Raw genomic sequence first — 16,534 nt, 5'->3', positions numbered from 1 at the left:
CGGCTAAGAGAATAATCTCTAGCCGTTTTTTGGTATGGTTTAGTTTTTGGATAAGATTTAGATAAAAGTAAAAAAGGGATAGAGTGCAGTTGATTATCCTTTTACACCTGAAATAGCGACAGACTCGATAATTTGACGCTGGAAGATCAAGAAAATAATCAAGATCGGTAACAACGATACTACAGATGCCGCCATGATTAATGGATAATCACTTTGGATCGCATAGTTAGCATTAAAGTTAGCAATAACGATCTGTAGCGTCTGAATTTCAGGAGAGTTCAGATACAGAATAGGAGGTAAGTAATCATTCCAGATCCCCATAAACCACAGAATTAACTGAGCTGCAATCGCTGGTTTGATCAATGGGAAAATAATACGGGCATAAATGCCGAAGTAAGAAGTTCCATCGATTTTGGCAGCTTCAATGATTGCATTTGGAATACTGTACAGATACTGTCTCAAGAAGAAGATCATAATAATATTACCGAATAACCCCGGTACAATCAGCGGTAATAGTGTATCGACCCATCCCCATTCAGAGAACATAATGAATTGAGAGATCATAACAGCTGGATACGGAATCATCATCGAAGAAAGCAATAGTAAAAAGATTTGATTTTTGTAAGGAAAACGTAATTTAGCAAAAGCGAAAGCGGCTAAGCTGGATGTAATCGTACCGATAATGGTTACAGTAAGCGCCACAATCAGACTGTTGATAATACCGCTTAATAATGGACCCGCTGTCCAAATTTCCTGATATTTATTAAAGTGGAACACAGCAGGAATCCAGTTCGGTGGAAGAGCAAATACATCTTGTCTGTCTTTAAATGAAGTAGAGACCATCCACAGCAATGGAGCGATCATCACGATAGCTCCGATGCAGAGTAAAACAAAAATGAACGCATTACTTATCTTTTGTTGCTTGGTATGAACCATTCTGTAGTCACTCCTTTCGAGCTAGTAATCAATCGACATCAAAGCTGGAACGCTCATTCATTTTGAACTGAACCAATGTAATAATAAAGATAAATAGTCCTAAAATAACAGCCATTGCCGAAGCATAGCCCATTTGTAAGTTATCAAAAGCTTTCTGCCAGATGTAGAATACGATTGTAGCTGAGGAGAACTCAGGTCCGCCTGTAGGTGTCATAATATTAATCTCGGTGAAGATCTGAGATCCGCCGATAATATTCGTAACCACAAGGAAGAAAGTAACTGGTTTAACCATCGGCCATGTAATATGACGGAACATCTTGAATCCACTTGCGCCATCTAATTCAGCTGCTTCATAGTAGCTACGAGATACGCTTTGTAGAGCAGCTAGATAAAGAAGCATGGAGTAACCAAGACCTTTCCAGATCGTCATAATAATCAACGCTGGTTTGACTGTAGCTGTATTTGCAAGCCAGTTAGGGCCTTTGATTCCAAATAGATCAAGGAATTGATTAACCAGTCCATAATCGCCGTTATATGCCCACTGCCACAAGATAGAGATTGCAGCGAGTGAAGAGATAACCGGTACATAATAGATCACGCGGAATGTAGTGGTACCCGGAATTTTACGATTTAGACCTAATGCTAGTAGTAAAGAAATAACCAATCCAATCGGAATACCGATCATTAAGAATAAAGTGTTAAACATTGATTTGTAAAAGAAATCATCTGTCAAAATATCTTTGAAGTTATCCAACCCGATAAAGTTCATCTGTCCAAGTCCGTTCCAATCGGTAAATGATCCATATACCGAATATAAGGCAGGGTAAAGTGTGAACAGTAAGAAACCGACAACGGGTGGCAAAATAAACAAATAACCAAAATATTTTTCTTTACGATACAGATTAGATTTGGTTTTCATAATTCACCCCTAATTCATCTGGAATGAAAATGATGTTAGTCCCATTTGGATTTAGGGAAAGCTAACATCATTTTCACCATTCTCAAAATGGCTCTCATTTAGTGGAAGATTTAAAACTTATTTTTTAGATTTTTCATCCTGCTCGACGGCACGATCGAGTAGTTTTTGCATTTTAGGCTGTTCTTGTTTGACATAATCAGCAGCTGACATTTTACCATCAATAACGGGTTGAACATCAGTGAAGAATAGGTCATACCATTCTGCATTGTACGTATATTGACCTGGTAAAGGTCTGCCATATTCAGTTACGATTTTAATAAATTCTTCTTTGTTGGCTGGTTTAGTAGATGTATCAGCAGCCCATGTTTTCGCCATATCTTGTAAGTTCGGAATCTGTACGCCAGATTTCACCAATGCTTCTTGTCCTTCTTTAGAAGCGGACAAATAAGTCACTAATTTAGCAGCTAGTTCAGGATTAGCTGTTTTACTGGATACACCGATACCTAGACTACCGATCCATGTTGCTGTTTTGCCTGTAGAACCTGCTGGGTAAGGAATAAGATCATAATCAAATTTCAATTCACGATCATACGTGCTTAGATCCCAAGGTCCAACCGGGAAGAATGCAAGTTCGCCTCTCATCCAACGTTGGTACGTATCTAGTGTTTGTGCTTGCTCAATCGCAGGGGTGATTTTGTATTTGTTCTGCATATCTGCAAAGAATTGTAGAGCTTCGATAAATTTAGGCTCATCGATAGTTACTTTAGTATGTGTGCTATCAATCCAATCAGCGCCATTACTCCATACGAACGCTTGAAGCGCCCATTGTACGTTCAGTCCAGTACCGAATTGATCTAATTTGCCATCACCATCGGTATCTTTCGTTAGCTCTTGATTGACTTTGATAAATTCATCCCATGTATAAGGTTTGTTTTTGTCCGGCAGAGGGATGCCTGCTTTTTCAAACATGGTTTTGTTATAGCCGAGGGAGAAAGGACCCAAATCTTTAGGCAGTCCGTATAGTGCGCCTTTGCCCACTTCTTTACCATCGTAGCGATAGAAATTCACGCCATCTGCCCACATGTTTTTCAGGTCAACTTCTTTGTTGTTTTCGATATACTTGCTAATGTCTAATAAGATGTTGCTATTTACGTATGCTTTCAGATCAGCAGGATTGTAGAAGAATACATCAGGAATACTGTTTCCTGTAATCGCCGCTTGTAATTTAGTAGCATACTGATCACCTGTTGTCTGAATCACTTTAACCGTTACACCCGGATTATCTTTTTTAAATTCCTCGACAACCGCATTATATGCTTTTTGCTCATCGGGTCCACCACGGAACATAAATGTTAATTGATTAGGATCTGAATTTTTTTTGGAACCTCCACAGCCTGCAAGTACCAAAGACAACATCAACACACTCGCCAAGACAATCAGCCAACTTTTTTGACGCAACATAGTTTAAACCTCCCCTTAAATTTCAAAAAAGTAATACATAGACCACTGTACATATTCCAACCCAAATCGTATTGATTTTTATACAATAAGGCGAAGCTTACGCTTTACGAAGACGAATAACGTTCCATGAAGCTTTAGCAAGGCGAGCGGTTAACATTCCATCATCTAATTGAGATTGACCTCCGCGATGTGGAGCCACTTTTTCTTCATCTGCTGTGTTGACTGCTTTAAGATCATCATTTTCAAGTACAATATGTTCTTCGATCTGATAGCCTTCAAAAGAACGCACATCACAGTTCAAGTCTAATGATTCGCTCAAATGACGGTTTAAAGCAAAGATCGTTAAGTATTCATTTTCCTCATCATATACAACAGCACTATCTAAGTAAGGAACATCGGTGTAATCACTAGCATCATACTTAGGAGAATCAACAACAGGCTTGAGGGATACCCCACGTCCGAAAGTAGAAGTGTGCATATATGGATAGAAAATCGTTTGCTTCCATACACGTCCGCCATCTTCTGTCATAATCGGAGCGATAACATTGACCAATTGAGCCAGACAAGCCATTTTCACACGATCAGCATGACGCAAGAAAGTAAGTAACATACTGCCGACTAACAAAGCATCTTCAAAGTTATACACATCTTCCAATTGTGGTGGAGCAATACTCCAAGGGTCCATTTTGCTATCTGCTTCATTGGAGTGGTACCATACATTCCATTCATCAAAGCTCAAGTTCATTGTTTTTTTGCTGCGTTTTTTGGCTTTGATGTAATCACATGTAGAGATAACGGTATGAATAAAATGATCCATATCCATCGAGCGGGCTAGATAATCAGCAGTATTATTAGTAGGGTTACCATAATATTGATGAAGAGAAATATAATCTACTGCTTCGTACGTATGATCCAGTGTTGTTGCTTCCCATTCTGGGAATGTAGGCATGCCTGTATTGGAACTTCCGCAAGCCACCAATTCAATACTTGAATCGACCTGACGCATTGCTTTAGCTGTTTCAAGTGCTAATCTACCGTACTCGTCCGCTGTTTTGTGACCAATTTGCCAAGGACCATCCATTTCATTACCAAGACACCATGTTTTGATATTGTAAGGATCGCTTGCACCATGTTGTTTACGTAGATCGCTGTAATAAGAATTGCCCGGGTGATTACAGTACTCGATTAGATTACGAGCAGCATCAATACCACGTGTTCCCAAATTGACAGCCATCATGACCTCGGAACCGGCTTCTTTTGCCCATTTCATAAATTCATTGGTACCGACTTCGTTAGGCTCAACCGTTTTCCATGCTAACTCTAGGCGCTTCGGTCTAGATTCAACAGGCCCAACGCCATCCTCCCAATTGTAACCGGATACAAAATTACCGCCAGGATAACGAATAATAGGCACTTGTAGCTCTTGTATCAATTGTTTGACATCATTACGGAAACCGCTTTCATCTGCGGACGCATGAGAAGGATCATATATACCACCATATACGGCACGACCTAAGTGCTCGATAAAGGAACCATAAATGCGTTTATCAACTTCAGCGATACGAAAAGCTTTATCCACGACCATTTTGGCTTTAAGGTTAGACTGTGACAATAATATTCATCCTTTCTTTAATCCATCATCAATAATGATAACGCTTCATTTGGATACTTCTTGCATAATTTAACAAAGCAAATGTAGCATATATTTTTTACCCAGTCAATAATAATATTAATAATTAACATAAATATTAACTAAAATAAATATATAAATGATAGACCTGTACAAAGCAATAACAGTTGACAATATTAAGATTAGTACCGTACAGTACTAATTATGATTAAAAAAAATAAAACCTCAAATCGTGATCTCATTTTACAGTTGTCAACGGAATTGTTTTTACAAAAAGGATATTTAGCAGCAGGTATGGATGAGATCGTAGCAGTAAGCAAAGTGTCTAAAACGAATATTTATTATCATTTTGCAAGTAAAGAAGAACTGTTAGCAGCTATTATTCATCAACTGATCACACAATATACAGAGAAGATTACACAGATTGCTGCTCAGCATGATCAATCAGTATGGGAACGTCTACAACGATTTACGGAGCTTCTAATCATGGAAGAAGTCGATTGTTTGGGAGGCTGTCCATTTTTAACATTGTACACACAGACTCCTATAGAAGCAGAACATATTCGCAATGCGATCAAGCAGTTTTTTGAACAGCAAGTGATCGTGGTCGAACAATTGATTATTGAAGGGATACAGCGTAAGGAATTTAATGAGTCTTTGCAACCACCTGCTGTTGCTTCATTAATCGTATCTACTATAGAAGGAGGACTATTTTTAGGTCATGTTCATCAGAACCCGCAAATGATTCGATCCTCACTTTTTGCTTTGGCAACCATGCTGAAGTAATTTTTTTGAATATATTAGTACAGATCAGTACTAAATTAAAAATAAATAGATATTGATGAGGAGACGAATATGCATACTTTATTTTTGACAGGTGCAACAGGGTTTATTGGCAAGGCACTATTGGAAAAATGTTTGGCAACCGATTATCGCATCATTGTACTGGTTCGTTCTTTACAACGATGGAAAGAGTGGAAGACATTACAGAAGTGGAAAGATAGTTCGTCAGTTATCGCGATAGAAGGCGATCTTGGATTACCGCACTTAGGTTTGTCTAATGAAGATTGGGAACTAGCGATGGAGGCAGATACGATTATTCATGCAGGTGGGCCGATGGATATTTTACTTCATTCCGATCAAGCGTATTCTGCTTTTATGCAAGGGGCTATCCATATTGCAGAGTTAGCGAGCGAGATTCATCAAGCTCATTCTTTAAAGCAATTTATTCATATCGTAGGTTATAAAAGCCCGGTCACTGAAGAACATATCCAGTTTCCAGAACGATTGGATCAATTATTACAACATGAAGCTCCTTATGAACAGATGAAGTTCAAAGCCGATGCTTATATTCGTCAGCAATCATTCCAGCATCGATTTCCATTATCCATTATTCATCCAGGAGTCGTGATTGGAGATTCGATAACAGGCACTACACCGCAATTAGGAGGACTTGGCATCGTAGTCGATGCGGTACGTAAAGGAAAGATGCGTATTGTACCGGGTGGAAAACGTCACTGGTTACCTTTAGTCCATGTTGATTATATTGCTGATTTTCTGATTTGTTTATTATTGGAAGAGCAACATTCACAATTACCTCATATGCAAGCATACTATTTATTAAATCGTCCTGAACATACCTATAATATCAAGCAATTGGTGAAGCAGATCAGTTTAGAATTGAATGCTCCTCAACCTATTTTATCTGTTCCACCTTACGTAGTTAAATACATACTGAGTACATCGCTCGGGCAAAAGCTAGGTGTACCGGCAGCTTCTATTGATTTTATCGTCGAGCAACAATATCCGTTAGAATCAGTACGCCAGATCGAAGCTAAATATGGTATTCAATCTACAATTACTGTAAATGGATTGCAAAAAGTTATACAAGATCTGGATGCTCGTCTTCAGCTTCAGACTTATGTATAAATGACAACGATAGAAATAAAATCGTTCATTAGTATAACGTCAAAAAAAGGATGAGAATACATTTTAAATTCTCTCTTTTTTCATTGACGTTTTTTTTTATGATAAATTTACTTTTTTATCCAATATGCTTTACAAGAGTGCTACATTTTAGTTATTATAGAATTATAATTATTCTAAGTATAAATACTGCATATTCATATCGTATTCTAATAATTTCATAATAAGTTGTGCTAGAACATATAGATTTATCGTGAAAATCAGATTATGCTCATCTTAGAATCTGTAGATATCTTGCAAATTTAACCGGAAGGTGTGAACACATAATGATACTGACAGAACAATTGAACCGGATTAAAGAGCGCTTAAAATCAAAAGGGTATAAACTGACACCTCAACGTGAAACGACTATTCGGGTATTACTCCAACATGAAAAAGATCATTTAAGTGCAGAAGAAGTATTTTTATTAGTGAAAGAACAATTTCCAGAAATCGGCATGGCGACGGTGTACCGTGTACTGGATCTTTTGAACGAACTGCATGTTGTACAAAAAGTGAATTTTGGCGATGGAGCCGCTCGATTTGACCTTCGTCAAGCGAATAGCCCCCATTTACATCATCATTTAATCTGTACCGAATGCGGGAATGTGGAAGAAATTATGGATGACTGGTTATTGCCACTTGAGAAACGGATTGAACGAGAATATGGTTTCACTGTCACCGATCATCGTCTTGATTTTCAGGGCATATGCACAGAATGTCGTGTCAAAGAACGTGATAAAAATAAGTCCAACAACAAATGTAAAGCTGTATCTTAATCCCAGAAAGAGCCATTAATGGCTCTTTTTTTGCGTTCATCTTTATTTTCACAAATACGCAACCGAAATATAGCTTATATCGACAATATAGACTGCCCTTAATTTGCCAAAATTGAGACTTATCTCATAGGTCGTACGTATGTAATAATAAAATAGAGATAGATAAAGAAAAGGGGAAGAAAGATGGCATTAGTAGAAGTAATTAAGTACGACGGTACACCCGATGTATATGCTTGGAAGCATCCGAATGAAGAGTTAGGCACTTGGACACAATTAATCGTTAACGAGTCTCAAGAAGCGATATTGTACAAAGGTGGTAAAGCGTTTGATACTTTTGGGTCAGGTCGACATACACTCAGTACACTGAATATTCCGTTGCTTAATAACATCGTTAATATTCCATTCGGCGGACATTCTCCTTTTGCAGCAGAGATATGGTATGTCAATCGGGTAAGCAATTTAGATATGAAATGGGGCACAACTGCACCTATTCAATTACAAGATCCTAAATATAAAATTATTATTCCAGTACGTGCTTTTGGACAGATGGGTATTCGTATCGAAGATTCACGTAAATTTCTGGTGAAATTAGTCGGTACACTATCTCAATTTGATCAAGCTGATATTTCAAGATATTTCCGTGGATTGTTGTTAATGAATATCAACGAAAGTATTTCGTCTTATCTGGTACACAAGCAGATTAGTATACTGGAGATTAATGCTTACATAAGCGAGATTTCCAATCATGTCAAAGAAAAAATGATGCCTGTTTTCGCAGAATTTGGTATTGAAATCGTGAACTTATATATGGATTCAGTTAATACACCGGATGACGATCCTTCTGTCAAAAGATTGCAAGAAGCCTTAGCACGCAAAGCAGAGATGGATATCGTTGGATATACGTATCAACAAGAACGAAGCTTTGATACGTTAGAAGGAGCTGCCAAAAATGAAGGGAGTACACAAGCAGGGCTAATGGGTGCTGGACTAGGCATGGGTATGGGCTTTGGTTTGGGTGGTGCTTTTGGGCAAGGGATGGCAGGTCTTGGTCGAGTAATGGATGTAACGGGTGGAACAGGAAATGTTCAATTTAATGATTCAACATCTTCTCATTCCAATACGCAACATACGTGTGATAAATGCAGTCAACCACTCACACCGGGTTCCAAATTTTGCGCGCATTGTGGAGACAAATACAACTCCTGTGATCAATGTGGAGCAGATAATCCAGAAGGTGCAACACAATGTAAAAGTTGTGGTAAAGCATTTGCTAAGCCTTGTCGTAGTTGCGGTGCTGCACTTCAAGCAGGTGTGAAATTCTGTCCAGAATGTGGAGCATCGGCAGTGATGACGTGTAGCAGTTGTGGTCATGCTGTTCAGCCAGGTCAAAAGTTCTGTCCGGAATGTGGTCAACGTGTTACACCAGAAGGAGAACAATAAGATGACCGATAATCGCTTAGGGATCAAAATCATTACCTTACTGTATGGTGTTATTTTGACGATTACTGTGATTGGCTTTTTTCTTCTAGCTTCTTTTCATATATTAGATGTTCGTTTTTGGGTTTCTTTAGCAACCGTTGTTTTAGCAGAAACAATAGTATGGTCTTTAGCAGGCTGGGGCGCACTACGAGCAGAGCAATTTAAAAAGACAGTACCTGCATTTCTAGGGTTAGTGGTTGTAGCTGTTACGTATCAAGCATTAACGATTATGTATGCTGTATTGCTCTGGTTAGTGATCGCGGTTCCGACCAGCTTATATATCTGGATTCAATTGATTACATTTGGTGCTGTATTTGTGATCGGCGGGTTATTGATCTGGTTTATGCAGACTGAACGTGGCATTGATAAAGAAGAACGATTGCAGGTGCTCGGTATTCAAGAAATTCGATCCATACTCAATGAATCCAATCTGCAATTAAAAGGTTGGCAAGAACCTTATCGTAGTGAACTCAAACAGTTATTCGTTCAACTTGAAGAAAATGTACGCTTTAGTGATCCTGTGACTCATCCTGATATTTGGCAAGAAGAAGAGCAACTGGTGAATGAAGTCAGACGTTTACAAGAACAAATGATGCAGACCCCGATTGAAGATGAACACAAAGCTGTTCAACAGATACAGCAGCTAAAATCAGTATTCGGATCTGTACAAGACTTACTTCAACAACGTAATCGTAAGCTTATTACTGTAAAGTCTTAATACACGTAAGTAGTAAGAAAGTCATTTGAATAAAAAGAAAAGATACAGTTGTAAAGGAGTTAATAAATATGGCAGTTGGTATTATTATGATCGTCATTGGTATTCCGTTTTTGTTAGTATGGGCATTAATATCTATTGGAATTTTTGTTCCAGATGGTACGTCTGTTTCAATAGGGAGTCTGTGGGGAAGTTGGATTATAGTATCATTATTTACATTCTTACCTGGTTTTTTGCTAATCCATTTTGGTTCCAAACAAATCAAATTGCACAAACAAAAAGTACAGGCACAAAAAGATTGGTATGCTCGTCAAAATGAGCTTCATAATGAACGTCAACAACAGCATCAAAACCATTCATCAGGTTCTATTCATACGATTGATCCCATAGATCTTCAACATATTCCACATCGTCAAGCAAATCCTAATCAGCAGATCAATACCACCACATCGTATTCATCTACAACAACGACGACAAGTAACAGTAATGGCAATAGTACGACAACAACAGATTATAAAATCTTCAATCCTTTAGATCCCAAAACAGCACCTTATATGTCATGGCAACAGCAACAACGTCATCAGTCCATGAATGCATCAACAACACAACCTCCTGCTCCTAATCTTCAGCCTAAAAAGGTAGATTGTTCCGGTTGTGGAGCGATTTATACGATTGCACCGCATGAAAAGAAAGATTGTGAATATTGCGGTAACACCGTTGTGTATGAATAAAAAATGAAAAAGTTTTAATTTTAAATGTAAATTTACAAAATACTCAAAATCCCGCTTCTATCGACCTTGAAGCGGGTAAATACTACGATATAAGACGAAACCGCAAGGCGCAACTGCACTACGGAACATCGTCTTTTTTAATATTCGCCTTGTTAATGTATCCAAGTGTAATTGACAGTTATCTTACTTCCGCATTAACATATATTTATTGCCCTTTATAGGCAAAAACGGATTAGAAGGTGACTGCAAGTGCAACAGTATCGAGCAACGAGAGCAGACATTAACTTGGATGCATTACGTACCAACTACGAAGCTTTTCGTGGAGCTTTATCTCCACAGACTCAATTGCTATGTTGTGTTAAAGGTAATGCCTATGGACACGGAGCAGTTGAAATTTCACGAGAATTGGAACGATTAGGTACGGACTATTTGAGTGTGGCATTTTTGGATGAAGCGATTGAGCTGCGTCAGCAAGGTATACGTATGCCTATTCTTGTTCTGGGCTATACCGGACCGGCAGGTATATCTGCTGCTTATGAATATGATATTACTCTTAATGTATTCACGGAAGATGTACTTGAAGCGATAGCTGGACTTGTGCTTGATTCTTCCGAACGCAAGCTTAAAGCTCATATCAAGATCGACAGCGGAATGGGAAGAATCGGTCTTTTGACTAATGTGGCAGTTGATTTTATTACTAGAGCTTTCAAAGTGCCACAACTTGAGATCGAAGGAATGTTTACCCATTTTGCCAAGGCGGATGAGTTTGACAAAAGTTATACATTGGAACAATACGAACGTTTTCAACAGGTTAACGTGCAATTACGTGAACTGGGTTATTCTATCCCTATCATACATACGGGGAACAGTGCTACCGCTATTGATACTCCTGAATTATCGCCTCAGATGGTTCGGATAGGTATTGCATTGTATGGGCTGTATCCTTCAGCTGAAGTGAACAAACAGGCGATAGAATTAACTCCAGTACTGACGCTCAAAACTGAAGTGACATACGTCAAACAACTTCCTGATCATTCTAAAGTAAGTTATGGCGGGAAATATGTTACTGAAAGTGATGAATATATTGCGACACTTCCTATCGGTTATGCGGACGGTTATTCTCGAATGTTAACGGGAGTGGCGGAAGTGTTAATTCGTGGTCGCCGTGTCCCTGTAGTAGGAACGATTTGTATGGACCAGTGCATGGTATCACTTAAATCTTTTGCTGAAGAAGCAGAAGAAATCCAAATCGGCGAAGAGGTTGTCTTAATTGGCAGACAGCATGATGCTGTCATTACTGCTGATGAGCTGGCATCGAAGCTCGGTACAATTCACTATGAAATCGTTTGTATGATTGCCGCTAGAGTGCCTCGTGCATACTACCGGAATAATGCCATTGTCACCCTTTGGAATCCCCTTACACATTTTACAAATTAATTTTGTGAATCAGAAGGAAACCGAATATTTACAGCGAATCTTACATAAGTATCAAGAAAGGTCTGTACGCACACGTATGATCTGGTTTATAATGATGGCAGCAAACTTGCCTCATATGTCGTATGTGTCGCAAAGACCAGAAAGTTAGATTCGTGCACAAAAGATACCAATACAGCCGCTATAGGGGTAGAGCTGGAAAAGGTTTTGGGGGTGCTTGACAGTTGGACAACATGCAAAATGCGCAGAGCATTATGATCCGTTTGCCGGATCAACTTCTGCAAGAAGTGGATGGTATCGCAGCTTTAGAAGATTCCGATCGCAGTGAATTAATCAGAAAAGCCACCAAAATTTATCTCACTGAACGCAAAAAGCGGTATATCCGTGAAGCGATGCAGCGTGGATATATGGAAATGGCTAAGATCAATCTGAGAATCGCTTGCGAAGCTTTTCATGCGGAGGAAGAGGCGGACATCACTCTGGACCGTTTAGTTAGCGGGGTGTAGACATTGATCGTAAAACGTGGCGATGTATTTTTTGCAGATTTATCGCCCGTCGTCGGCTCCGAACAGGGCGGCGTGAGGCCGGTTCTGGTTATCCAGAATGATATCGGCAACCGTTTCAGTCCAACGGTTATTGTGGCGGCAATTACAGCACAGATTCAAAAAGCCAAATTGCCAACACATGTAGAGATCGACGCTAAATCTCATGGGTTTGACAGAGATTCCGTTATTTTGCTGGAACAGATTCGAACTATTGATAAACAGCGTCTAACTGATAAGATTACACATCTGGATGAAGAAACCATGCGTCGTGTACACGATGCGCTCCAGATCAGTTTAGGCTTAGTTGAATTTTAAGCCTAACTTGCAATTTCAACCCGGTGCTATCACCGGGTTTTTTTGTATTCAGGTGGAAATCAAAGACATTGTCTGAGATAATAAAAGTATGATGCGAGGAATCTCCGTTGTAAGGGAGAAGAGAAAGAGGGATAGGATTTGTCTGAACAAAAAGTAATCACAGAAGAACAAGCCAAAGTCACCGAACAGCAAGTTCGTGAACAAATTATTAAACAAATCGCAAGCGAATTACAAATTTCATTAAAACAAATTCGCACAACGATTGATTTATTGTCAGAAGGCAATACGATTCCATTTATCGCACGTTATCGTAAAGAAATGACCGGCGAACTAGATGAAAATGAATTGCGAGATATTGAAGAACGTCATCAATATTTGCGTAATTTACAAGAACGTAAAGATGAAGTGCTACGGATTATTAGTGAACAAGATAAATTAACCGAAGAGTTAGCGACTGCTATTCAAAGTGCAGCTAAATTACAAGTGGTTGAAGATTTATACCGTCCGTATCGTCAAAAGCGTAAAACACGTGCAAGTGTTGCCAAAGAAAAAGGGTTAGAGCCACTGTCCAATTGGATAATGGAGCAACACGCAAGCCCTGCACCACTCGTGGAAGCAGAACGTTACGTAGATGCTGACAAAGGTGTAGAAGATGCGAACCAAGCTCTACAAGGCGCTATGGATATTATTGCAGAAAGTCTATCGGATGATGCGAATCTGCGTACATGGATTAGAAGATACACACTTGATCAAGGGATGCTGGTTACAGAAGCCAAAGCGCCTACGGAAGAGTCTGTATATGAAATGTATTATAGCTATCGTGAATTAGCTAAAAAAATGCCACCTCACCGTATCTTAGCGATCAATCGTGGAGAACGTGAAAATATTTTAAAAGTACAACTGGAAGTTCAACCGGAATCTATTCATCGGTATATGGAAAAGCAGGTTGTTAAAGGTTCTTCTGCTGTTCGCGATCTATTGATCAATGTGATCGAAGATGCTTACAAACGTCTGATTGCGCCATCGATTGAACGTGAAGTACGTGCAGAATTAACAGAAAAAGGTGATCAGCAAGCCATCTCTATTTTCGCTGGTAATCTTCGTAATCTGTTGCTACAAGCACCGATTAAAGAAAAACGTGTACTTGGTGTCGATCCAGCTTACCGGACAGGTTGTAAATTAGCAGCAGTAGATGGTACAGGTAAATTACTTGAAGTTGAAGTAACGTATCCAACTCCACCACATAACAAAAAGCGTGAAGCTGCTGACATATTCCGCCGTATGATCAAGCAGTATGATATTGAATTGATCGTTATTGGTAACGGAACAGCTTCTCGTGAATCCGAACAATTTGTCGCTGAATTGATTCAAGAGATTACAGATCAAGAACTATCGTATTTGATCGTCAGTGAAGCAGGAGCAAGTGTATATTCCGCTTCCAAACTCGCTCAAGAAGAATTCCCTGATCTGGATGTAGCTCAGCGTAGTGCAGCTTCTATCGCTCGTCGTGTTCAAGATCCATTAGCTGAATTGGTCAAAATCGATCCCAAAGCAATCGGTGTAGGACAATACCAGCATGATGTCTCTCAAAAACATCTGGAGAGCAGTCTAAAAGCCGTTGTAGAGTCCGCAGTTAACCATGTTGGGGTAGATGTGAATACAGCTTCTCCATCGCTGTTATCGTATGTAGCAGGCGTTAATACAACGATTGCCAAAAACATCGTAAAATACCGTGAAGAAAATGGTAAATTTACAAGTCGCAAACAACTGCAAAAAGTACCACGTTTGGGTGCGAAGTCGCTCCAGCAATGTGTGGGCTTTTTACGAATCAATGGTGGCGAAAATCCACTCGATTACACATCGATTCATCCAGAGTCTTATGCAGCTACAACCAAATTGCTTAAATCGTTAAAAATTACACCTGAGCAATTAGGTACACCTGAAGCAGTAGAAGCATTATCTAATGTCGATGTAGAGCAAGCTTCAGAAACATTGGATATTGGTGTTCCAACATTACGTGATATTTTGGATAGTTTACAACGTCCAGGTCGTGATCCACGTGACGAATTGCCATTGCCTATTTTCCGCACCGATGTGTTGAAAATTGAAGATCTATCGCCAGGGATGGAACTGCAAGGAACGGTGCGTAATGTTATTGATTTTGGTGCCTTTGTTGATATTGGTATCAAAAACGATGGATTGGTACACATTTCACAATTAAGTAACAGCTTTGTGAAGCATCCGATGGATGTGGTGTCTATCGGGGATAATGTAACAGTATGGGTTCTAAATATCGATCATAAAAAAGGTCGTGTAGGCTTGACGATGCGCAAGTCCTCTGCGGATGAAGCTGCTCAAGCATAAAGATAATTTAAAAAGCGTACATTCTTCGAATTATTGTTCGAAAAGTGTACGCTTTTTGCTATATAGAGATTATGATTGAAAAGAAATCGTTAAACTTGAGATTCTTCGTATTCTTCATACCATTGTTCTAATTGTGCTTGCAGTGCCCGAATTTCTGTTAATAATGAGATTAAAGGATAATGATTTTCTTTAAGCATAGCAAAAGAACGTTCCAATTCGTTAATGTAGTCCAATCCACCTGTAATCGAAGCGGTCTCGTCTAATAATTCTAGCTGGTCACATTCAGCAATCGCACGAGGTAAAGAAGGAATATCTTCAGCTGTTAATTTACTGATTTCTTTATGTAGTCTGAGGTTAAGCGCACTTAATTGGTAAGCATAGTCAGCAGGCATTTCTATATAAGAAAGTTGTGAATCTTGTTGCAATAGCACATAACGCATGTTTGTAGCAGTCATGAGTAGATTCTCCTTTAAATATCAAATGGGTTATATAATTTATACTTGAAGTGTAGCTTAGAATAAAGTTAAAATTCAAGAGAAGAGATTATATTTATAGTAAATATAGATTAACGGCAACAATCGAATGAAGTAAAAGGATAGTTATACAGAGTAAAACCGATACAAAGGAGAGCAATAGTGTCCATGACGAACGAAGAATTACAAACTTGGGTAGAACAACTTTCGCTGGAGCATTTCGAATGGCCTTTTCGACATCGTGCTGTATTCAACGCTAGATTACGTACTACAGGTGGACGTTATTTTTTGAGAAGTCATCATATAGAGATCAACCCACATCAACTAGAAGCATTTGGTATAGAAGAAGTGGAACGCATTATCAAACACGAGTTGTGTCATTATCATCTACATATTCATGGTATGGGCTATCGTCACCGGGATGCAGAGTTTAAATACTGGCTCAAACGTGTGGGTGGAAGCCGATACTGCCAGGCTCCACCAGCGATCGAACAACAAAAACGAAAAGAACTGTATCGTTATAAGTTATTATGTACCTCTTGTCAGACTCAGTATTTGCGCAAACGTAAAATGAATCCAGACAAATATCGTTGTGGCAAATGCAGTGGTAAATTAACATTGGAACAGCTTGACTTGCCTCAGGAATCATGGTAAATTATTTCTTGTACTACCTATATTATTCTTTTTAGATATTCCCTGATAGCTCAGTTGGTAGAGCACTCGACTGTTAATCGAGTTGTCACAGGTTCGAGTCCTGTTCGGGGAGCCAATGGAGAGATACCCAAGTG

General features: G+C 39.1%; 16 protein-coding genes and 1 tRNA gene. 12 read left to right on the top strand and 5 right to left on the bottom strand.

Annotated features, from left to right (window positions below; all coding sequences use genetic code 11):
• Positions 1-93: 93 nt before the first annotated feature.
• The 4 genes from PTI45_RS03300 to arfA form a co-directional block, all read right to left on the bottom strand.
• The gene (locus PTI45_RS03300; protein WP_069326116.1) at positions 94-936 is read right to left on the bottom strand and encodes a carbohydrate ABC transporter permease; all 843 of its coding nucleotides are present in this window, start codon (positions 934-936) and stop codon (positions 94-96) included.
• Positions 937-964: 28 nt separating this feature from the next.
• Positions 965-1,855: a carbohydrate ABC transporter permease gene (locus tag PTI45_RS03295; protein WP_069326115.1), complete on the bottom strand. Its 891-nt coding sequence runs from the start codon at positions 1,853-1,855 to the stop codon at positions 965-967.
• 117 nt (positions 1,856-1,972) lie between these two features.
• Positions 1,973-3,316: an ABC transporter substrate-binding protein gene (locus PTI45_RS03290; RefSeq protein ID WP_069326114.1), complete on the bottom strand. Its 1,344-nt coding sequence runs from the start codon at positions 3,314-3,316 to the stop codon at positions 1,973-1,975.
• A gap of 97 nt (positions 3,317-3,413) precedes the next feature.
• Positions 3,414-4,901: an arabinosylfuranosidase ArfA gene (arfA, locus tag PTI45_RS03285; protein WP_069326191.1), complete on the bottom strand. Its 1,488-nt coding sequence runs from the start codon at positions 4,899-4,901 to the stop codon at positions 3,414-3,416.
• Positions 4,902-5,195: 294 nt separating this feature from the next.
• Between arfA and PTI45_RS03280 the strand changes: the two genes are divergently transcribed.
• The 10 genes from PTI45_RS03280 to PTI45_RS03235 all read left to right on the top strand — a co-directional run bounded on the left by PTI45_RS03280 (position 5,196) and on the right by PTI45_RS03235 (position 15,273).
• Positions 5,196-5,732: a TetR/AcrR family transcriptional regulator gene (locus tag PTI45_RS03280; RefSeq protein WP_245703403.1), complete on the top strand. Its 537-nt coding sequence runs from the start codon at positions 5,196-5,198 to the stop codon at positions 5,730-5,732.
• Positions 5,733-5,801: 69 nt separating this feature from the next.
• Entirely contained in the window at positions 5,802-6,875 is a 1,074-nt protein-coding gene (locus PTI45_RS03275) for an SDR family oxidoreductase (RefSeq protein ID WP_069326113.1), read from the top strand.
• 329 nt (positions 6,876-7,204) lie between these two features.
• Positions 7,205-7,690, top strand: coding sequence for a ferric iron uptake transcriptional regulator (gene fur, locus PTI45_RS03270; protein ID WP_137222488.1), 486 nt, complete (start codon positions 7,205-7,207; stop codon positions 7,688-7,690).
• A 183-nt stretch (positions 7,691-7,873) separates the two neighbouring features.
• On the top strand, positions 7,874-9,130 hold the full coding sequence (locus PTI45_RS03265) for an SPFH domain-containing protein (protein ID WP_069326111.1): 1,257 nt from the start codon (positions 7,874-7,876) through the stop codon (positions 9,128-9,130).
• Between the two features lies 1 nt (position 9,131).
• The gene (locus PTI45_RS03260; RefSeq protein ID WP_069326110.1) at positions 9,132-9,887 is read left to right on the top strand and encodes a coiled-coil domain-containing protein; all 756 of its coding nucleotides are present in this window, start codon (positions 9,132-9,134) and stop codon (positions 9,885-9,887) included.
• Between the two features lie 68 nt (positions 9,888-9,955).
• A complete protein-coding gene (locus tag PTI45_RS03255; protein WP_069326109.1) occupies positions 9,956-10,615 on the top strand; it encodes a hypothetical protein in 660 nt (219 codons plus the stop codon).
• Positions 10,616-10,864: 249 nt separating this feature from the next.
• Positions 10,865-12,052 (top strand): alanine racemase, encoded by a 1,188-nt coding sequence (alr, locus tag PTI45_RS03250; RefSeq protein WP_069326108.1) that lies wholly within the window; start codon positions 10,865-10,867, stop codon positions 12,050-12,052.
• A gap of 221 nt (positions 12,053-12,273) precedes the next feature.
• Positions 12,274-12,555, top strand: coding sequence for a CopG family ribbon-helix-helix protein (locus PTI45_RS03245; RefSeq protein WP_069326107.1), 282 nt, complete (start codon positions 12,274-12,276; stop codon positions 12,553-12,555).
• Between the two features lie 3 nt (positions 12,556-12,558).
• On the top strand, positions 12,559-12,909 hold the full coding sequence (locus PTI45_RS03240) for a type II toxin-antitoxin system PemK/MazF family toxin (protein WP_069326106.1): 351 nt from the start codon (positions 12,559-12,561) through the stop codon (positions 12,907-12,909).
• Between the two features lie 138 nt (positions 12,910-13,047).
• On the top strand, positions 13,048-15,273 hold the full coding sequence (locus tag PTI45_RS03235) for a Tex family protein (RefSeq protein ID WP_069326105.1): 2,226 nt from the start codon (positions 13,048-13,050) through the stop codon (positions 15,271-15,273).
• Between the two features lie 89 nt (positions 15,274-15,362).
• On the opposite strand, the gene PTI45_RS03230 is transcribed toward PTI45_RS03235, so the two are convergent.
• A complete protein-coding gene (locus tag PTI45_RS03230) occupies positions 15,363-15,728 on the bottom strand; it encodes a hydrolase/acyltransferase (protein WP_069326104.1) in 366 nt (121 codons plus the stop codon).
• Positions 15,729-15,914: 186 nt separating this feature from the next.
• Here PTI45_RS03230 and PTI45_RS03225 point away from each other — a divergent pair, with 186 nt between their 5' ends.
• Both PTI45_RS03225 and PTI45_RS03220 read left to right on the top strand, forming a co-directional pair.
• Positions 15,915-16,400, top strand: coding sequence for a SprT family protein (locus PTI45_RS03225; RefSeq protein ID WP_069326103.1), 486 nt, complete (start codon positions 15,915-15,917; stop codon positions 16,398-16,400).
• A gap of 39 nt (positions 16,401-16,439) precedes the next feature.
• Positions 16,440-16,515, top strand: a tRNA-Asn gene (locus PTI45_RS03220).
• Positions 16,516-16,534: the final 19 nt, after the last annotated feature.

It is taken from the genome of Paenibacillus nuruki (genome assembly GCF_001721045.1).
Lineage (GTDB): Bacteria > Bacillota > Bacilli > Paenibacillales > Paenibacillaceae > Saccharibacillus > Saccharibacillus nuruki.
Note: the sequence above shows the minus strand (reverse complement) of the source record. Positions and strands in the feature narration are given on the sequence as shown.